Annotated in this window: 17 protein-coding genes; 11 read left to right on the top strand and 6 right to left on the bottom strand. The window is 65.8% G+C overall.

The window, feature by feature from the left end; all coding sequences use genetic code 11:
* Positions 1 to 101 precede the first annotated feature (101 nt).
* The 8 genes from lepB (at position 102) to AKL29_RS17095 (ending at position 8,196) form a co-directional block, all read left to right on the top strand.
* Positions 102 to 863 carry a signal peptidase I gene (lepB, locus tag AKL29_RS17130; protein ID WP_028333840.1) on the top strand — a complete coding sequence of 254 codons (762 nt, stop codon included), beginning with the start codon at positions 102 to 104 and terminating at the stop codon, positions 861 to 863.
* Complete coding sequence (gene rnc, locus AKL29_RS17125; RefSeq protein ID WP_050384949.1) at positions 860 to 1,681, top strand: ribonuclease III; 822 nt, start codon at positions 860 to 862, stop codon at positions 1,679 to 1,681. The genes lepB and rnc overlap by 4 nt, the downstream gene beginning before the upstream one ends.
* Positions 1,674 to 2,597, top strand: coding sequence for a GTPase Era (gene era, locus AKL29_RS17120; RefSeq protein WP_050384948.1), 924 nt, complete (start codon positions 1,674 to 1,676; stop codon positions 2,595 to 2,597). Before rnc ends, era begins: the two co-directional genes overlap by 8 nt.
* Before the next feature lie 14 nt (positions 2,598 to 2,611).
* Positions 2,612 to 2,992, top strand: a complete 381-nt coding sequence (locus AKL29_RS17115; protein WP_050384947.1) for a hypothetical protein — start codon at positions 2,612 to 2,614, stop codon at positions 2,990 to 2,992.
* Between the two features lie 56 nt (positions 2,993 to 3,048).
* Positions 3,049 to 3,798: a DNA repair protein RecO gene (recO, locus tag AKL29_RS17110; RefSeq protein ID WP_050384946.1), complete on the top strand. Its 750-nt coding sequence runs from the start codon at positions 3,049 to 3,051 to the stop codon at positions 3,796 to 3,798.
* A 72-nt stretch (positions 3,799 to 3,870) separates the two neighbouring features.
* Positions 3,871 to 6,126: a DNA topoisomerase IV subunit A gene (gene parC / locus AKL29_RS17105; protein WP_050384945.1), complete on the top strand. Its 2,256-nt coding sequence runs from the start codon at positions 3,871 to 3,873 to the stop codon at positions 6,124 to 6,126.
* 174 nt (positions 6,127 to 6,300) lie between these two features.
* Positions 6,301 to 7,245, top strand: a complete 945-nt coding sequence (locus AKL29_RS17100) for a cation diffusion facilitator family transporter (RefSeq protein ID WP_050384944.1) — start codon at positions 6,301 to 6,303, stop codon at positions 7,243 to 7,245.
* A gap of 147 nt (positions 7,246 to 7,392) precedes the next feature.
* The gene (locus tag AKL29_RS17095; protein ID WP_050384963.1) at positions 7,393 to 8,196 is read left to right on the top strand and encodes an N-acyl homoserine lactonase family protein; all 804 of its coding nucleotides are present in this window, start codon (positions 7,393 to 7,395) and stop codon (positions 8,194 to 8,196) included.
* Here AKL29_RS17095 and AKL29_RS17090 read toward each other — a convergent pair.
* Positions 8,187 to 9,005 carry a helix-turn-helix domain-containing protein gene (locus tag AKL29_RS17090; RefSeq protein ID WP_050384943.1) on the bottom strand — a complete coding sequence of 273 codons (819 nt, stop codon included), beginning with the start codon at positions 9,003 to 9,005 and terminating at the stop codon, positions 8,187 to 8,189. The two genes, AKL29_RS17095 and AKL29_RS17090, sit on opposite strands and share 10 nt — an antisense overlap.
* Positions 9,006 to 9,084: 79 nt before the next feature.
* Between AKL29_RS17090 and AKL29_RS17085 the strand changes: the two genes are divergently transcribed.
* On the top strand, positions 9,085 to 9,963 hold the full coding sequence (locus AKL29_RS17085; protein WP_050384962.1) for a DMT family transporter: 879 nt from the start codon (positions 9,085 to 9,087) through the stop codon (positions 9,961 to 9,963).
* Here the strand turns inward: AKL29_RS17085 and AKL29_RS17080 are convergent, their stop codons facing one another.
* Positions 9,964 to 10,113, bottom strand: a complete 150-nt coding sequence (locus AKL29_RS17080; RefSeq protein ID WP_347336982.1) for a hypothetical protein — start codon at positions 10,111 to 10,113, stop codon at positions 9,964 to 9,966.
* Between the two features lie 216 nt (positions 10,114 to 10,329).
* Between AKL29_RS17080 and AKL29_RS17075 the strand changes: the two genes are divergently transcribed.
* Positions 10,330 to 11,586: an adenylate/guanylate cyclase domain-containing protein gene (locus AKL29_RS17075; protein WP_050384941.1), complete on the top strand. Its 1,257-nt coding sequence runs from the start codon at positions 10,330 to 10,332 to the stop codon at positions 11,584 to 11,586.
* Here the strand turns inward: AKL29_RS17075 and AKL29_RS17070 are convergent, their stop codons facing one another.
* The 4 genes from AKL29_RS17070 to AKL29_RS17055 form a co-directional block, all read right to left on the bottom strand.
* A complete protein-coding gene (locus tag AKL29_RS17070) occupies positions 11,587 to 12,828 on the bottom strand; it encodes an MFS transporter (protein ID WP_050384940.1) in 1,242 nt (413 codons plus the stop codon).
* Between the two features lie 195 nt (positions 12,829 to 13,023).
* Positions 13,024 to 14,769, bottom strand: coding sequence for a flotillin family protein (locus AKL29_RS17065; protein WP_050384939.1), 1,746 nt, complete (start codon positions 14,767 to 14,769; stop codon positions 13,024 to 13,026).
* Between the two features lie 3 nt (positions 14,770 to 14,772).
* Positions 14,773 to 15,435, bottom strand: a complete 663-nt coding sequence (locus AKL29_RS17060; protein WP_050384938.1) for an OB-fold-containig protein — start codon at positions 15,433 to 15,435, stop codon at positions 14,773 to 14,775.
* Complete coding sequence (locus AKL29_RS17055) at positions 15,432 to 16,562, bottom strand: PspA/IM30 family protein (protein WP_050384937.1); 1,131 nt, start codon at positions 16,560 to 16,562, stop codon at positions 15,432 to 15,434. Before AKL29_RS17055 ends, AKL29_RS17060 begins: the two co-directional genes overlap by 4 nt.
* Before the next feature lie 118 nt (positions 16,563 to 16,680).
* On the opposite strand from AKL29_RS17055, the gene AKL29_RS17050 reads away from it, so the two are divergent.
* Positions 16,681 to 18,044, top strand: a 1,364-nt coding sequence (locus AKL29_RS17050; RefSeq protein ID WP_152977633.1) for an Nramp family divalent metal transporter, incomplete at its 3' end; no start/stop codon positions are given.

Raw genomic sequence — 18,044 nt, 5'->3', positions numbered from 1 at the left:
TCAGAATCAAGGCCATTTTCCTCACGCGAAGGCCGAACGCTTCGCGCGAAGAGAACGTTCTGCCACCGCGTGGACATCAGTCCACGGGAATTGGGAAAGCAATGAGCGTGACCACCGGGACCAAATCTGAAAGCGGCTTGGGCGAGACCATCCGCGTCGTCATCCATGCCCTTCTGATCGCGCTCGTTATCCGCACCTTCCTGTTCCAGCCGTTCAACATCCCCTCCGGGTCGATGAAGGCGACGCTCCTCGTCGGCGACTACCTGTTCGTCTCGAAATATTCCTATGGCTACAGCCACTATTCGATCCCGTTCTCGCCGAACATTTTCTCGGGCCGCATCTTCGGCTCGGAGCCGAACCGCGGCGACATCGTGGTGTTCCGACTGCCGCGGGATGACTCCACCGACTACATCAAGCGCGTCATCGGGCTGCCCGGCGACCGCATCGAGGTGAAGAGCGGGCTGCTCTACATCAACGATGAGCCGATCAAGCGGGAGCGGCTGAGCGATTTCGTCGGCGAGGATCCCTGCGGCTCGGCGGATGCGACCGCCCGCGTCAAGCGCTGGAAGGAGACGCTGCCGAACGGCGTCAGCTATGAGACGCTGGATTGCACCGACAACAGCTACATGGACAACACCATCGTCTACACCGTTCCGCCCGGGCATTTCTTCATGATGGGCGACAACCGCGACAACTCCACCGACAGCCGCTTCCTGTCGCAGGTCGGCTACGTGCCGTTCGAGAACATCATCGGGCGAGCCCAGATGATCTTCTTCTCGATCGCCGAGGGCGAGCAGGCCTGGATGATCTGGCGCTGGCCGCTTGCCGTGCGGTGGAATCGCCTATTCTCTATCGTGCGATGAACGACGATACCGCAGCCATCAACGATCCAGCGCCGACCGGCGAGCCGAGCCAGACGCCTGCCGCCGACAGCACAGCCGCGCCGAAGAAGCGGCGCAGCAAGGCGGCCAAGGCCGCTGAGGAGAAGGCTGCGATCGCGGGCACCGAGGCGCGGATCGGGTACACGTTCCAGGATCCCGCGCTGCTGACCACCGCCTTCACCCACGTCTCCGCGCTGAAGCCCGCCACCCGCAACCGCGCCGACAGCTACCAGCGGCTGGAGTTCCTCGGCGACCACGTGCTCGGGCTGATCGTATCGGACATGCTGTTCCGGTCGTTCCCAAAGGCCGACGAGGGCGAATTGTCGAAGCGGCTCGCCGACCTCGTGCGCAAGGAGAGCTGCGCCGACGTCGCCAAGGCGCTCGGGCTGCTCGAGGACATCAAGCTCGGCATGGTGAAGGCGGTCGAGGGCGCCCGGCTGCGCAAGTCTGTGCTCGGCGATATCTGCGAAGCGGTGATCGGAGCGATCTTTCTCGACGGCGGCTACGAGGCCGCGCGCCAGTTCGTCGAGCGCAACTGGACCGAACGGATGCACAAGCTGCGCCGGCCGCTGCGCGATCCCAAGACCGTGTTGCAGGAATGGGCCCAGGGCAAGGGACTGCCGACGCCGGTCTATCGCGAGGTCGAACGCACCGGCCCGCATCACGATCCACAGTTCCGCGTTGCGGTCGACCTGCCGGGCCTGGCCTCCGCCGAGGGTCTCGGTGGCAACAAGCGCGCGGCCGAGAAGGCGGCAGCATCCGCGATGATCGCGCGTGAAGGCGTCGGCACCAATGACTGACGAGACCAAAGGGCAAGGGGACGCGACGCGCTGTGGCTTCGTCGCGCTGATCGGTGCGCCCAATGTCGGCAAGTCGACGCTGGTCAACGCGCTGGTGGGCTCCAAGGTCACGATCGTCTCGCGCAAGGTGCAGACCACGCGCGCACTGATCCGCGGCATCGTGATCGAGGGCAACGCGCAGATCATCCTGGTCGACACGCCCGGCATCTTCGCGCCGCGGCGCCGGCTTGACCGCGCCATGGTATCGACCGCCTGGAGCGGCGCGCACGACGCCGATCTCGTCTGCGTGCTGCTCGATGCGAAGTCGGGCCTCGACGAAGAAGCCAACGCGATCCTGGCCAAGCTCGAAACCGTCGCGCATCCGAAGATCCTGGTGCTGAACAAGGTCGATCTCGTGCAGCGCGAGAAGCTGCTGGCGCTGGCGCAGGCCGCCAACGAGCGGATGCGCTTCGAGCACACCTTCATGATTTCGGCGCTGTCCGGCGACGGCGTTGCCGATTTGCGCCAGACGCTGGCCAAGCTGGTGCCGGCGGGGCCGTTCCTCTATCCCGAGGATCAGATGTCGGATGCGCCGATGCGGCATCTGGCGGCCGAGATCACGCGCGAGAAGATCTACAGCCATCTGCATCAGGAACTGCCGTACCAGTCGACGGTCGAGACCGACAGCTGGACCGACCGCAAGGACAAGTCGATCCGCATCGAGCAGACGATTTTTGTCGAGCGCGAGAGCCAGCGCAAGATCGTGCTCGGCAAGGGCGGCGCCACCATCAAGTCGATCGGCGCGCAGGCGCGTGCCGAGATCGCCGAGATCATGGGCGTCCCCGTGCATCTGTTCCTGTTCGTCAAGGTGCGCGAGAACTGGGGTGACGATCCCGACCGCTACAAGGAAATGGGATTGGAATTCCCCAAGGAATAAGAGTCGACGTTTGCATGAACGTGCCCAGAAATGTGCTGTGGTTTGAGGTTCTGCTCTATCTGTCGCTGACGCTGGATGCGCTGTCGGTGGCGTTCCAGGACCGCACGCCGACCGTCCTGAAGTCCGAGCAGGTCATCATGGGTGAGACCCTGACGGCCGGCTGCATGATCCTGCTCCTGATGTATTTCGTCCGGCTTGCCGCGCAGCACCGCAAGAACTGGCCGCGCTGGGCGCTGCTCGCGGTGCTCGTCCTGTCGGTGATGTCCCTGGTGCAGGTCATCGGCGCAAGGGGCATGGAGATCGACAGCGCCATCGAGGTGGTGTCATGCATCCTGACCACGGCCGGGCTGTATTATTCCTTCACCGGCGACGCGCGGGGCTGGTTCAACGCGTAGCGAGTGACGCGCGAGGAAAGCTGCGTTCATCCGCGGAATCCTGCTAGACTCCGCACATGGAATGGACCGACGAAGGCATCGTGCTGGGCGTGCGGCGGCATGGCGAATCCTCCGCCATTGTCGAGCTGTTGACGCGCGAGCACGGCCGCCATCTCGGCCTGGTGCGCGGCGGCGCCAGCTCGCGGATGCGGCCGCTGCTGCAGCCCGGCAACAGCGTCACCGCGGTGTGGCGGGCGCGGCTCGACGAGCATCTCGGCATGTATGCGCTGGAGGGCACGCGGCTGCGGGCGGCGACGCTGCTCGGCTCGTCGCATGCGGTCTATGGCGTCACGCATCTGGCGGCGCTGGCCCGGCTGCTGCCGGAGCGCGATCCGCATGAGGACATCTACTGGATGCTGCAGGGGACGCTCGACGATTTCGAGGACGCCGGAGTTGCCGCCGTGCACCTGATCCGTTTCGAGCTCGCGATGCTGACCGAGCTCGGCTTCGGGCTTGATCTGGAAAACTGCGCGGCCAGCGGAGAGACCACCGACCTGATCTACGTGTCGCCGAAATCCGGCGGCGCCGTGTCACGCGCCGCCGGCGAGCCGTGGCGCGACCGGCTGTTGCCGCTGCCGGCGTTCCTGCGTGAAGGCGAGGGCGGCGCCAACAGCTGGTCGGACCAGGACCTGCTCGACGGCTTCCAGATCACCGGCCTGTTCCTGCTCCGCCACGTGCTGGAGCCCCGCGGCCAGGGCCATTCCGACGCCCGCGACGGATTTATCAATGCCGTGACGAGGCGGCGGGGCCGGAGCGCAGTTCCGTAAGGCCGATTCGGGCCTTAAATTCCCGCTGATTCGCGGCTTGCCCGATTCAGCGCCAAGGTTTAACGCCTCCCCATGGGAAAACGACAGATACCGCCGGAAGAGCCGGCCGAAATTCACGAGGTGCCGCTGCGTGATGCGCTCGAGGAGCGCTATCTCGCCTATGCGCTCTCGACCATCATGCATCGCGCGCTGCCGGACGCCCGCGACGGGCTGAAGCCGGTGCACCGGCGCATCCTCTACGGCATGGACCTGCTCGGGCTCGACCCGCGCGCCGCGTTCAAGAAGTCGGCCAAGATCGTCGGCGACGTGATGGGCTCGTTCCATCCGCATGGTGACCAGGCGATCTATGACGCCATGGTGCGACTGGCGCAGGATTTCTCCTCGCGCTACCCGCTGGTCGACGGCCAGGGCAATTTCGGCAATATCGACGGCGACAACCCGGCCGCCTACCGCTACACCGAAGCGCGCATGACCGAGGTCGCGCGCCTCTTGCTCGAAGGCATCGACGAGGACGGCGTCGAGTTTCGCCTCAACTACGACGGCCAGTCGAAAGAGCCGGTGGTCCTGCCGGGCGGCTTTCCGAACCTGCTCGCCAACGGCGCGCAGGGCATCGCGGTCGGCATGGCGACCTCGATCCCGCCGCACAACGCCGCCGAACTCTGCGACGCCGCGCTGCATCTGATCGAGAAGCCCGACGCCAAGTCGAAGGCACTGCTGAAATGGGTCAAGGGCCCGGACTTCCCGACCGGCGGCATCGTGGTCGATTCCAAGGAAGCGATCGTCGAGGCCTACACCACGGGGCGCGGCTCGTTCCGCACCCGTTCGCGCTGGATCCAGGAGGAGGGAGCCCGCGGCACCTGGGTGGTCGTCGTCACCGAAATCCCGTGGCTGGTGCAGAAGTCGCGGATCGTCGAGAAGATCGCCGAGCTCATCAACGAGAAGAAGCTGCCGCTGGTCGCCGACGTCCGTGACGAGTCGGCCGAGGACGTCCGGCTCGTGATCGAGCCGAAATCGCGCACCGTCGATCCGGCGCTGATGATGGAGTCGCTATTCCGGCTGACCGAGCTGGAAAGCAAGATCTCGCTGAACCTCAACGTGCTGATCAAAGGCCGCATCCCCAAGGTGGTCGGCCTTGCCGAGTGCCTGCGCGAATGGCTCGACCATCTGCGCGACGTGCTCGTCCGGCGGACCAAATTCCGCAAGACCCAGATCGAGCACCGCCTGGAAGTGCTGGGCGGCCACCTCGTCGCCTATCTGAACCTCGACAAGGTGATCAAGATCATCCGGACCGAGGACGAGCCGAAGCCGGTCTTGATGAAGACCTTCAACCTCACAGAGATCCAGGCCGATGCCATCCTCAACATGCGCTTGCGCAATCTGCGCCGGCTGGAGGAGATGGAGATCCGCACCGAGGACAAGGATCTTCGCAAGGAGCTGAAGGGCATCGAGGGCCTGCTTGGCTCCGAGACCGAGCAATGGGCCAAGGTCGGCGATCAGGTCCGCAAGGTCCGCGACGTCTTCGGACCGAAGACGCCGCTCGGCAAGCGCCGCACCACCTTCGCCGATGCGCCCGAGCATGACCTCGCCGCGATCGAGGAAGCGCTGGTCGAGCGCGAGCCCTGCACCGTCGTGATATCGGAGAAGGGTTGGGTGCGGACGCTGAAGGGCCATGTTGAGGATCTCTCGGGGCTTGCCTTCAAGACCGACGACAAGCTCGAGCACTCGTTCTTTGCCGAGACCACCTCGAAGCTGCTGCTGTTCGCGACCAACGGCAAGTTCTACTCGCTCGACGTGGCAAAACTGCCGGGCGGCCGCGGTCACGGCGAGCCGATCCGCATGTTCATCGACCTCGAGCAGGACGCCGCGATCATCTCGCTGTTCGTCAACAAGGGCGAGCGCAAGTTCCTGATCGCGAGCAGCGAGGGGCAGGGCTTCATCGTCAAGGAAGAGGACTGCGTCGGCAACACCCGCAAGGGCAAGCAGGTGCTCAACGTCGAGATGCCGAACGAGGCCCGCGCGATCACCACTGTGAATGGCGACACCGTTGCGGTGATCGGCACCAACCACAAGATGGTGCTGTTCGGCCTCGACCAGGTGCCGGAGATGGCGCGCGGCCGCGGCGTGCGGTTGCAGAAATACACCAGCGCGTCGCTGTCTGACGTTGCGGTGTTCGACGCCAAGGCCGGCCTGACCTGGAAGGATTCCGCCGGCCGCGAGCACAGCATGACCATGAAGGAACTGGCCGACTGGCGCGGCAACCGCGCCGACGCCGGCCGGCTCGCCCACGGCCTGCCGAAGTCGAACAAGTTCAATCGCGGCGTGGAGTAGTCGTGCGGTAGCCCGGATGAAGCGAAGCGAAATCCGGGATTTCGCGCCGGATCACCAGTGATCCCGGATTGCGCTGCGCTCCATCCGGGCTACGGGGGGCTCAGTGCGCGGTGTGATAGTATCCACATTTCACCGCGCTATAACCGTCGCCGACGACATCGGGCGACGGTTGCCATGGCGCACAATCACGGCCACAGCGGTCATTCTCACGGACATGCCGGGCATTCCCATGCCGGGCACAGCCACGCGCCCGACAGTTTCGGCACGGCCTTTGCGGTCGGCGCGTCGCTGAACTCCGCTTTCGTCGTCGCGGAGCTGATCTTCGGCTATTCCGCCAACTCGCTGGCGCTGGTCTCCGACGCGGTTCACAATCTCTCCGACGTCATCGCGCTGCTGCTGGCCTGGGGCGGGGCATGGCTCGCCGGCAGGCGGCCGACCGATACCCACACCTATGGCTACCGTCGCGCCTCGATCCTGGCGGCGCTGTTCAATGCCGGGTTGCTCCTGATCGCGGTCGGCGGCATCGCGGTCGAGGCCATCAACCGTTTGCGCGAACCGGCGGAGGTCGCAAGCTGGACCGTGGTCTGGGTCGCGGCGCTCGGCATCCTGATCAATGGCGGCACCGCGCTGCTGTTCATGCGCGGCCGCGACAGCGACCTCAATGTCCGCGGCGCCTATCTGCACATGGCGGCGGATGCCGGCGTCTCGCTCGGCGTCGTGATCGCCGCACTGCTGATCATGGCGACTGGCTGGCAGTGGCTCGATCCGGCGATCAGCCTGGTCATCGCGGTGGTGGTGCTGCTGAGCGGCTGGGAGCTCGCCCGCGACAGCGTCAACCTCGCGCTCGACGCAGTGCCGAAGGGGATTGATCTCAAGCAGGTGAGGGACTATCTCGCCGCGCTCGAAGGCGTCACCGAGGTCCACGACCTGCACATCTGGGCGATGAGCACCAGCGAGACCGCGCTGACCGCGCATCTGGTGCGGCCCGGCGGACACGACGATGTCTTCCTGCATCACGTCTGCGCCGAGCTCTCGGAGCGGTTCAGCATCCACCACGCGACGCTGCAGGTCGAGATCAGCAGCGAGACCTGCAGGCTGGCGCCGGCGGAAATGGTCTAGCCGACGCAGCCGCCACGCACTCGCATTCAATTGATCGCTCGACCCATGTCCACGTCTTCCACGGGCGGCGACGACACGGCACATTGCGACCGCGAATGGCTGGCGTGATCAACGGAGGGCGACGTGAAGAAGGCAATCGGTCTTGCAATGTTGTTCTTCGCCGTAGGCGCGCTGCCGCATGCGGACGCCGAGCCGGCGAAATCAGGCGTCGAGAAGCTCTACATCCTCAACTGCGGTGAAGGCGTTGCAGGCGACATTTCACGCTGGTCGCCCGGCGTCAATGAAGGCAAGTCGATGGACTTCGTCGACAATTGCTACCTGATCAAGCATGCCCAGGGCTGGTTCCTGTGGGACACCGGGATTCCCGACGCGGTGGCGGCGATGCCGAACGGCCTTGCGCCGGCCGACCCCAAGGCGGTCACCTGGCGGCGGCCGAAGACGCTCGCCGCGCAGCTCGACCAGCTCGGCGTCAAGCCGACGGACATCAAGGCGATCGCCGTGTCGCACACCCATCCCGATCACATCGGCAATGTCGAGCTGTTCCCGGCCGCGATGCTGTATGTGCAGAAGGCGGAATATGAATGGCCGGGCGCCAACAACGCGCCGCGCTTCAAGCCCGAGCATCCCGTGACGAAGCTCGAAGGCGACCGCGACGTGTTCGGCGACGGCAGCGTCACCATCCTGTCGACGCCGGGCCACACGCCCGGCCACCAGTCGCTGCTGGTGAAACTGCCGAAGACCGGTGCGATCGTGCTGACCGGCGATGCCGTTCACTTCAGGGATAATTGGGACAATCGGCGCGCGCCGAGCATGAACGCCAGCAAGGAGCAGACCCTGGCCTCGATGCAGAAGATCGCCGATACGCTGACGAAAGAGAAGGCGCAGCTCTGGATCAACCACGACAAGGCGCAGCGCGACGGGCTGAAGCTGTCGCCGGACTTCTATGATTGAGCCGCCTTGGCGGCGTTCACTTTCGACCAGTTTCGAAAAATCTGCGCGGTCTCCTCGTCCATCGGAAAGAAGCTTTCGATGCGCAGCTCCTGCAGCGTGACGTCCTGGGGCGTCCCCAGCGTCGCGATGGTGGTGAACAATTGCAGGCTGAGGTCGCCCTTGCGAAACAGCATCGGCAGCACCGGCCCGGATGCGGGCCCTGCCGGTGCGGCCAACGCGGCCTCGACACCGTCATAGGCCAGCAGGCGCTTGAGCAAATCCGCCGTCGCGGTGGTGCCGTCGGCGGCCGCATCGGCCTCGACGCTGCGGACGAAGTAGCCGGCAACCTCGGTCCAGTTGGTGAGATAGGGGCGCAACACGCCGGGCGCGACCAGTGCGTCGGCGAGATTGACCGCCGTGCCTGATACCAGCGGCCCGACCAGGAATTCCACCAGCTGCCCCGCGCCCGAATTGGCGAGCAGCAGGTTCCAGTGCCGGTCGACCACGACCGCCGGGAAGGGCTCCTGCTGTGCCAATATGAAATCGAGCGCGTAGCGGATCTGGGCGAGCTCCGGCGCGGCGAGGTCGGTTTGCCGCCAGACCGGCGCGAAGCCGGCCGCGACCAAGAGCGCATTCTGCTGGCGCAACGGCACGTCGAGCGCCGCGGCAATCCGGATCACCATGTCGCGGCTCGGCGCGGCGCGGCCGAGCTCGAGAAAGCTGAGATGGCGCTGCGAGATATCCGCGCGCCCGGCGAGCTCGAGTTGCGAGTGCCCCTTACGCTGCCGCCACCAGCGCAGGCTGGCTGCAAAATCGCGCTGCTGCGACATGAGTACCTGTGAAGTAGTTGCCGGAATGATCTCGCCGGGCAAGATGCCACAAGCGAACCGAAAACGCATGGGGATCGGGATGGGCGAGTGGATCGGCGTTGCGATTGCACTGGTCTCGAGCTGCCTCGGCGGCACCGCCGCGGCGATCACCCGTTACCTGGCGGGCAATGCCGACCCGATCACACTGGCGATCCTGCGCTGGGCGATCGGCTTTCTCTGCGTGCTGCCCGCCGCGGTCCTGCTCGGGGCGAAATGGCCGCGGCGCGCGGATTTGCCGGCGGTCGCGGCGCTTGGCGTCGCCTTCTTCGGCGTGTTCTTCGTGCTCTATAATCTCGCGATGTCCTACACGACGGCGGCACGCGCCAGCCTGGCGCTCGCGACCTTGCCGCTCTCCACCATGGTGGTCGGCGCCATGCTCGGCATCGAGCCGCTGACGATGCGCAAATCGATCGGGGTCTCGATCGCGGTGCTCGGCGTGGCGGCGGCGCTGGCATCCGGGCTGGCGGCGGCGCCAGTGGGCGCATGGCGCGGCGAACTGATCATGGCCGCCGCGGTGCTCTGCATGGCCTTCTACAACGTGTTGTCGCGGCCGTTCATCCGCCGCTCCAGCGCGCTCGGTTTCCTTGCCGTCGGCATGGGCGCCGGCGCGGCGGCGCTGGTGGCGGTGGGATCGTTCACCGGCAGCCTGGCGACGCTGCGCGAGTTCGGCGCGTCGCAATGGATCGCGGGGCTCTATCTCGGCATAGCCGGCGGTGCGCTGGCCTTCATCCTGTGGGTGCTGGCGCTCGAGCGGGCCTCGCCGACCCGCGTCGCCAACACCATGACGGTCAATCCGATCGCCGCCGGGCTGCTTGCGAAGCAACTGGTCGGCGAGCCGATCACGACCAATCTGGTCGTCGGCCTGATCGCGGTCTTCGCAGGGATCTGGATCGCGACGTCGGAAACCAAATCGGTCTGATCAGCTGCGCGGGGCGGCCGGCGTGGTCGCCGATGGGGCAGGCGAGTGCGTCGGCTTCAGCGTGCCGGCGTAGAACGACAGGACGAACACCAGGATGAGGCCGGCAAGGTAGACCCCATAGGATTGCGGCGGGGTGATCGCCCATTGCATGAGGCGTCGGATCGGATTTGGCGGGCCAGCGTCGTTGTCCATGCGCTGTTGTGCGCGAAGGGGTGGACAAAAGGAAGTGGAATCGGCGCCATTCGGCGACCGTGTTCCGCGCGAAATGGTGAGGCGGGCGGCCTTGCAATGCCGCATTGGCATTCGCATCTGTCACGCGACGACCAGCCCTTCCTCCCGCACCAATTGCCCGGCATAATCCAGCTTATGGAACTGACGCCCCGTTTGCGCCTCATGAATTGGCTGGTCCGCCAGGGTCTGACGGGCCTGCCGGAAAACGACCTGCTGCGCGGTTTCTGCGAGCGCTGCCGAGCCGCGGGCATGCCGCTGTCGCGGGCGATCGTCTTCATCGATACGCTGCATCCGATCTTCGAGGGACGCGGTTTCCGCTGGAACGACGGCGAGAGCAACGAGGCCGACATCTTCGAGTACGGCTCGACCAGCACCGGGGAGGCCAGCCAGACCTGGCGGCGGTCGGCCTTCTATCACATGCTCGAAAACGGCCATGACGAGATAGTGATCGATCTCGCCGACACCTCGCACGATTTCTCGATGATCGGCGAGCTGGCCGAAAAGGGCCACAAGCATTTCGCCGCCTTCGTGCATCGCTTCGGCGAGGCCGGCACGATCGGCGAGATGGACTGCTTCTACTCCTACTACACCACCCGCCATTCGGACGGGTTCGACGAGAACCACATGGCGGCGCTGCGCGACCTGGTGCCGGTGCTAGGGCTCGCGATCAAGTCGGCCGCCCAGGTCGAGATCGCCCGCACGCTCGGACGGGTCTATCTCGGCCGCGACACCGCGGAGCAGGTGCTGCGCGGACGCATGCAGCGCGGCATCACCGAGAAGATCAAGGCCGTGCTGTGGTACTCCGACGTGCGCGGCTCCACCGCGATCAGCGAACGCATCGGCCCGGACGAGATCATTCCGTTCCTCAACGACTATGCGCAGGCGTCGATCGACGCGATCCACGACGCCGGCGGCGAGGTGCTGAAGCTGATCGGCGACGGCGTGCTGGCGATGTTCACCGGCGAGAACGTCGCAGGCGCGAAGCGGGCCGCGCTGCGGGCCGAGCACAGATTCCGACATAACATCCGCGTGCTGAACGATCGCCGCGAGAACGAGGGCCGGCCGACCACCACGGCCTATGTCGGGCTCCATGTCGGACAGGTGTTCTACGGCAATATCGGCAGCGAGGACCGGCTGGATTTCACGGTGGTCGGACCGGCCGTCAACGAGGTCAGCCGGATCGCCTCGATGTGCGCCTCGGTCGACCGCGAGCTGCTGACTTCGACGGACTTTCGCACCGGGCTCGACGCCGCCGGCCGCAACTATCTGGTCTCCACCGGTCGCTTCGTGCTGCGCGGCATCGGCCATGCGCAGGATCTCTACACGCTGGACCCGGCGATTGCCGCCGACGAGGTCGTCGGCGGCAAATACGAGCGGTACCTGGCGAGCTGATCAGCAGCGCGCGGGTTCGCCGACCATGTCGGGCTGCCGCGTCAACGACACTGCGGGCGACATCAGGATCACCAGCGCCTGGGCGGCGAAGATCGCGGCCGCGAGATAGAGGCAGGCTTCAGCGCCGTAGAGGCCGCCGACGACGGCGCCGAGCGCGGAGCCGAGCGGGCGCGCGCCGTAACTCATGATGTTGATCGCCGAGACGCGGCCGAGCAGCGAGGGCGGCGTCACCGACTGCCGCAGCGTGGTGGTCGAGATCACCCACAGGATCGGGCCGACGCCGAGCAGGAAGAAGCTGAGGCCGGCGAGCAGCGGCGTCGCAATCCAGGTCGTCAGCGCCATCACGGCTGCGGCGACGAAGCCGGTAACCGGGCCGAGCCCGATCACGGTGCCGAACGCCAGCCGCTTCATCACGCGGGTCGCGAACAGCGCACCGACCACCATGCCGACGCCGTACATCGCAAGCGTGGCGCCGACACCGGTCGCGCTGAGCCCGAGATGACGCACCGCATAGGGCACGAACACGGCGAGCAGCAGGAACGACGCGGTGTTGAAGATGAACTGGGTGATGAACACCGGCCGGAGCAAGGCGTGGTGCATCACGAAGGCCGCGCCTTCCTTGATGTCCTGCAACGGATGGCGCCGCGGGGCAGGCTGCCGCGCCGGCTCGTAGATGCCGGCGAGCAGCACGACCGCGATCGCCGACAATGCCGCGGCGAAGCCGAATGCGGGCGCAGCCCCGACCCAGCCGACCAGCACGCCGCCGAGCGCGGGGCCGCTGGCGAACGCGACGGTACGCGCGAGCTCGATGCGGGCGTTCGCCGCCGGCAATTGCTGTGACGTCACCAGCGAGGGGACCAACGCCGGCGCAGCGACGCTATAGGCAACCGTGCCGCAGACCGCGATGAAGCCGAGCAAAGCGAGCAGCGGCAGCGTCATCAGGCTGAGCCACAGCAACAGCAGGATCGCGGCAAGCGCGGCCGCGCGCAGCGCTTCGGAGCCCGCCATCACCCAGCGCCGCGACACGCGGTCGGCCAAGAGGCCGGCGGGGATCGCAAACAGGATGAAGGGTAGCGTCAGCGCGGTCTGCAACAGGCCAGTCTGGCCTTCGCCGACGCCGAGCAGCAGCACGGCGACGATCGGCGCAGCCGCAAGCGCAATCTGTTCGGCCGATTGCGCGGCGAGATTGGACCAGGCCAGGCGATTGAAGGTGGCCGGCAGGCGAGGCGTATCGGCGGACATGGCAAAACCCTTGGGAGATTCGATCTGGCCATAGTGTGTGGTTGGCGGGCGTCCGATCCCACCCGTTTCCCGACAACGCCAAGCAAAAGGCCCGCCGGGGAGGGCGGGCCTTGCCGATGCGATGTTCACAACCTGACTATGCTATCGAGGATTGGGATCGCAAGCGAGTTGGCCCGTGATCGCGCCTGCGCTGTGCTACGACCTCGGGCCAAGCGTCGCGTGGCCGGATCCCGATATGGTGGTCGGCGGCGTTGCCGGACTGTCGACGGACGGGGCCGGCACTTCTGCTTGAGTGGCACGCAGCGCACTCAATAGGTTGGTCATGGCGTCGGGCCCTGCGGGGAAGCCCGCCTCCGAGAGGATCTTGTCGATCATCGGCTTGAACGCCGAGACCGACAGCAATTGCGCGGCGAGGCCGTCGCCGAGCCCGAGACCGCCATTGCCGTTGGCATGGCCGTTGGCGCCGCCGCGGCCGAGCATGCTGCCGGTGTCGAAGATCCGGATGTCGGAAATCTTCTCGATCGGCTTCACCGCCTCGGCGAGCGCGCTCGGGATCACGTTGATCCGCGCGAGGTTGAGATCGTAGGCGATCATGTCGGCGCTCAGCCTGTTGCGCGCCTCCGCCTTCATGGTCGCGACCTCGGCTTCGGCCTGGCCGAGCGCCTTGACGCCGGCAGCGCGGGTGGTGGCGGCGGCCGCATCGGCCTTGGCGAGCACGTTGGTGGCTTCCGCCTTGTTGGCGGCGGCCTGGCGTTCGGCCTCGGCCATGACAGTGATCGGCATCGCGTCGGTCTCGGCCGCCTTGCGCGCCGCGATCACGTTGATGATCTTGTCGCGCTCGGCGATCTCGGTGGCGCGGGCGGTGGTGACCTTTTCCTCGGCGGCGATCGCGACGGCGCGCGCGGTCTCGGCGATGGTCTGGGCCTCCGACTGCTCCTTGCTCTTGGCCGCGACCGCGATGGCGCTTTCCTGCGCCACGATCTGAAGGTCGCGCTCCATCTCGGTGTTGCGGCGCTTGACCGCGAGATCGGCCTCGATCTTGCGGGTGTCGCGGGCCTGGTTGGCCTCGGTCTGCTTGTTGGCGACCGCGAGCTCCTGCTGGATGCGGTATTCGGCCTCGTTTTGCAGCGCGGTCTGTTCGACCTGCGCCGTCTGCGCGCGCATCGCGGCGGTCTTGTTGGCGATGTCGCGCTGCTGGGCGAGCTCGGCCTCGCGCTTGGTGCTTTCGATCGTCAGCGTGGTCTGCCGCGCCACCAGGTCCTGCTGGGCGATGTTGACCTCGGTGGTACGGACGATCTGGTTGCGCTCCTGCTCACGCTCCTTGGTGATCTTGGTCAGCGTGGTCAGGCCGTGCGCATCGAAGAAATTGCTCGGGTTGAAGTGCTTGATGTCGCTCTGGTCGAGCTTTGTCAGCGACACTGATTCAAGCTCGAGACCGTTGTTCTGGATGTCGGCGCCGACGGCGTCCTGCACCGCCTTGACGAAGGTCGCGCGCTGCTCCTGCAATTCCTCGAGGTTCATGGTCGCGGCGACCGAGCGCAGGCCGTCGACGAACTTGGCCTCGACCAGTTCGCGCAGCTCGGCGGCGTCATTGGTGCGGTTGCCGAGCGTCTGCGCCGCGAGCGCGATCGACGACGAGTCGGGTTTGACGCGCAGATAGAACTCGGCGCCGATGTCGACGCGCATGCGGTCCTTGGTGATCAGCGAGTCCGGGCCGCCGCGCGCGACCTCGAGCCGCAGCGTTTTCAGGTTCACCGCCGCGGTGGAGTGGAAGATCGGCAGCACGAGCGAGCCGCCGTCGAGCACCACCTTCTGGCCGCCGAGGCCGGTGCGTACATAGGCCTCGTCGCGCGTCGAGCGCTTGTAGAGCTTTGCGAACAGGAGACCGATGACGAGGATGACGATGACGCCAATAACAACGGGTACAGCAAGTTCCCACATGTGTTATGCCCTGTTGGAAGATCGTTGTTGTTCGACGAGGTCGGCTGGAGCGGCAATCGCGATGAAGCCCTTGGCATCGCGATCGACCAGCAGCACGCTGGCGCCGATCGGCAATGCCTCGGACTCCGCGCTGGCGCGCGCCGACACGGTGTGCCAGTTGCCGAAGACATCCTTGAGACGGACCCGGCCGGGCAGGCCCTGATCGAGCGGGCCGACCGACACGGTTGCGACCTTGCCGACGAAGTCGCTGTCGTTGACCGCATAGCTCTCGTCGCGCGGAATGATGCGGGCGAGGCCGCGGCTGGTATTTCTGATCACTGGGATGCTGCCTGCGGCAGCAACCACCGCGGCAAGCGAGACCGGGATGGCGGTGCCTGCGGCATGCGCCAGTCCCTGAAGCAGGAAGCCTCCGATCGAGAAGATGCCGAGGATCAGGATGATCAGGATCAGGAGGGGAAGCCGTCCGGCGTTGATCCAGAGAAACAGGCCACCGAGAGCATTGTGGCTCTCGGCCTCGACCGCGAAATCCTTGCCGATCAATTCGCTGATCGAAAGTCCGACCATGGTGCTGAGCAGTTCGATACCGCCAAGTGCCACCATGATCGCAGCCGCGACCGCGAAGGGCCGCACGTCGGGGGCGAGCAGAATGTCGCCAACTGCACTCATTTTTCTGACTTGATCCTTTCAAGCCGCGCCGCGATTTCCTTTTCGCGATGCAGGCGATCGAGTTCGTCAAGCTGCTTGTCGCCGAGCACGCTTGCAGCGGGAACGCCGGTGACCCGGGCGATCGCCGCCATGGCACGCTCAGCACTCAATGTATTGGTCGCGGATGGGCCCCGGCCGGTTTCGTCCTGGGCCTCGCGGATCAGGCTTTGTTCGAGGTCGGCCAAGCGCGTCTCAGCCTCGCGGCGCGCGCCGAGCATGGCCTGCAGTGCCTTGGTCTGCTCGTCGATTTCGAGCTCGATGAAATCCATCGCGCGTTCCAGCGCGATCACCTGCGACTCCAGATCAATTTGCCGTGCAACGCCGGCGCGCGCGAGATCCTCGCGATTTTCCGCAAGTGCGAGACGAATCTTCTCGTTCAGATTGGTCGTTTCGGTATCCAGTTCTTCGCACCGCTTCTTCAGGCGGAATTCTTCGGCGCGCGACTTGCCGAGCGCGTAGCGCGCCTCGTCGGCGCCGGCGTCGATCTCGCGGATCGCCTGTTTGACCAGCGCGACCTTGTTGTTGTTCTCGACATTGTCGATGGTCTGGCTCGCGATGGCGGCAAGAAGCCGGCCCATGCGCGCAAGGATGCCTTCGTGAAGCATGGTCTTCTCCTCCGGTTGTGCTGATTTCGATTTGACGGCGATGTGGATTTCGTAGCCGCGTCCATCCGAGATCAAATGGGCCGGGAAGGGGCTTTCCCAGCCCGAGACATATCCCGGGACATCGAACGGCACCAAGACGCGTCCGCTGACAGTGCTAATGGTCAGTGAAGTTGGGCCCTTGATCGCAAACAACTTGTCGTCGAGCGGTATCCGGCGGACGGCGGCGCCTGCGATGTAATTGGCGCGGTCGCGCAGGCCGAGCGTCACCAGCCGTGCGGGCAGGCCGGTCTCCTTGCGGATCTTCTCGTAGGCCTGGGCGTGCAGCGAGACGAGGTTGGCACCGACAGGGGCGACCTCGGCGAGGATCGCCATCATCCGGTCGTAGGCCGCAAAGGTCGCCTCGATCGCCTCGATGCCTGAAGGGTCAGGGGCGAGGGCGTAGCGCAGCGTCGCGGTGGGCGTCTCGACGGGCAGCTTGATCATGCATCTAACGTAAAGCACTTCCTCAGTGCTTTACAAGGGCGCCTGATATCATTTTCGTGAGCCTAGATGCAGTTGCAAATGAGTTGCAATAACGGGAGAGATCGGCCATCCTTGGGGGATGGATGCTCGGACCCCTGAACTGTCTTCCGTTTCCGTTCCCAATGCCCTGCCAGGCGGCTGGCGGGGCGATGCCGGACATGTGCGCAGCCTGCCTGAGGTGAACGCGACCGTCGCGGTGCCGTCAGGCGGTCTTTGGTGGCGGCGGCTGCTGGCCTTCGCCGGGCCGGGCTATCTGGTTTCGGTCGGCTATATGGACCCCGGCAACTGGGCCACCGACCTCGCGGGCGGATCGAAGTTTGGCTACACGCTGCTGTCGGTCATCCTGCTCTCCAACCTGATGGCGATCCTGCTGCAGGCGCTCGCCGCGCGGCTTGGCATCGCCACCGACCGCGATCTCGCCCAGGCCTGCCGCGCGACCTATTCGCGGCCGGTGAATTTGCTGCTGTGGCTTGCCTGTGAGGCCGCGATCATCGCCTGCGACCTTGCCGAGGTGATCGGCACCGCGATCGCGCTCAAGCTGTTGTTCGGGATTCCCCTGATCGGCGGCGCACTGCTTGCGGCGCTCGATGCGTTCCTGCTGCTGCTCCTGATGGGCCGCGGCTTCCGCTTCCTCGAAGCCTTCGTGATCGCGCTCCTGATCGTCATCGCGGTCTGCTTCGTGGTCCAGATCGCCGCCGCTGCGCCGCCGATTGCCGGTGTGATCGGCGGCTTCATGCCGTCGCGCGAGATCGTCACCAATCCGGAGATGCTGTACATCGCGATCGGCATCATCGGCGCCACCGTGATGCCGCATAATCTCTATCTGCACTCCTCGATCGTACAGACCCGCGCCTATCCGCGCACCGAGGAGGGGCGGCGCGACGCGATCAAATGGGCGACCACCGATTCCACCATCGCGCTGATGTTGGCGCTGTTCGTCAATGCCGCGATCCTGGTGCTGGCGGCCGCGACCTTCCACAAGAGCGGCCATTCCGACGTCGCCGAGATCGACCAGGCGTTCGAGCTGCTGTCGCCACTGCTCGGCCTCGGCATCGCCTCGACGCTGTTTGCCGTGGCGCTGCTCGCCTCCGGCCTCAACTCGACGGTGACGGCGACGCTGGCCGGCCAGATCGTGATGCAGGGCTTCCTCGACCTCAAGCTGCCCGACTGGCTGCAGCGGGTCGTGACCCGCGGCATCGCGATCGTCCCTGTCATCGTGGTCGCCGCTCTCTACGGCGAGAGCGGCACGGCGCAGCTGCTGGTGTTCAGCCAGGTCGTGCTGTCGATGCAGCTGCCGTTCGCGGTGATCCCGCTGGTGCGCTTCGTGTCCGACAAGCGCAAGATGGGCGCGTTCGCGATTTCGCGTCCCGTCGCGGTGGCGGCGTGGATCGTCGCCGGGCTGATCGTGGTCCTGAACGTGAAGCTGCTGATCGATACGTTCTT

The organism is Bradyrhizobium pachyrhizi (assembly GCF_001189245.1).
Lineage (GTDB): Bacteria > Pseudomonadota > Alphaproteobacteria > Rhizobiales > Xanthobacteraceae > Bradyrhizobium > Bradyrhizobium pachyrhizi.
This window is presented reverse-complemented; position numbering and strand designations above follow the sequence as displayed.

What these genes read in the sequence shown, in the direction of transcription:
- AKL29_RS17115 (WP_050384947.1), top strand. Translation starts at nt 2,612, where the DNA reads ATGAACGTGCCCAGAAATGTGCTGTGGTTTGAGGTTCTGCTCTATCTG.
- AKL29_RS17080 (WP_347336982.1), bottom strand. Translation starts at nt 10,113, where the DNA reads ATGCAATGGGCGATCACCCCGCCGCAATCCTATGGGGTCTACCTTGCC.
- AKL29_RS17075 (WP_050384941.1), top strand. Translation starts at nt 10,330, where the DNA reads ATGGAACTGACGCCCCGTTTGCGCCTCATGAATTGGCTGGTCCGCCAG.
- lepB (WP_028333840.1), top strand. Translation starts at nt 102, where the DNA reads ATGAGCGTGACCACCGGGACCAAATCTGAAAGCGGCTTGGGCGAGACC.
- AKL29_RS17090 (WP_050384943.1), bottom strand. Translation starts at nt 9,005, where the DNA reads ATGTCGCAGCAGCGCGATTTTGCAGCCAGCCTGCGCTGGTGGCGGCAG.
- era (WP_050384948.1), top strand. Translation starts at nt 1,674, where the DNA reads ATGACTGACGAGACCAAAGGGCAAGGGGACGCGACGCGCTGTGGCTTC.
- AKL29_RS17095 (WP_050384963.1), top strand. Translation starts at nt 7,393, where the DNA reads ATGTTGTTCTTCGCCGTAGGCGCGCTGCCGCATGCGGACGCCGAGCCG.
- AKL29_RS17100 (WP_050384944.1), top strand. Translation starts at nt 6,301, where the DNA reads ATGGCGCACAATCACGGCCACAGCGGTCATTCTCACGGACATGCCGGG.
- rnc (WP_050384949.1), top strand. Translation starts at nt 860, where the DNA reads ATGAACGACGATACCGCAGCCATCAACGATCCAGCGCCGACCGGCGAG.
- AKL29_RS17070 (WP_050384940.1), bottom strand. Translation starts at nt 12,828, where the DNA reads ATGTCCGCCGATACGCCTCGCCTGCCGGCCACCTTCAATCGCCTGGCC.
- recO (WP_050384946.1), top strand. Translation starts at nt 3,049, where the DNA reads ATGGAATGGACCGACGAAGGCATCGTGCTGGGCGTGCGGCGGCATGGC.
- AKL29_RS17055 (WP_050384937.1), bottom strand. Translation starts at nt 16,562, where the DNA reads ATGATCAAGCTGCCCGTCGAGACGCCCACCGCGACGCTGCGCTACGCC.
- parC (WP_050384945.1), top strand. Translation starts at nt 3,871, where the DNA reads ATGGGAAAACGACAGATACCGCCGGAAGAGCCGGCCGAAATTCACGAG.
- AKL29_RS17085 (WP_050384962.1), top strand. Translation starts at nt 9,085, where the DNA reads ATGGGCGAGTGGATCGGCGTTGCGATTGCACTGGTCTCGAGCTGCCTC.
- AKL29_RS17060 (WP_050384938.1), bottom strand. Translation starts at nt 15,435, where the DNA reads ATGAGTGCAGTTGGCGACATTCTGCTCGCCCCCGACGTGCGGCCCTTC.
- AKL29_RS17065 (WP_050384939.1), bottom strand. Translation starts at nt 14,769, where the DNA reads ATGTGGGAACTTGCTGTACCCGTTGTTATTGGCGTCATCGTCATCCTC.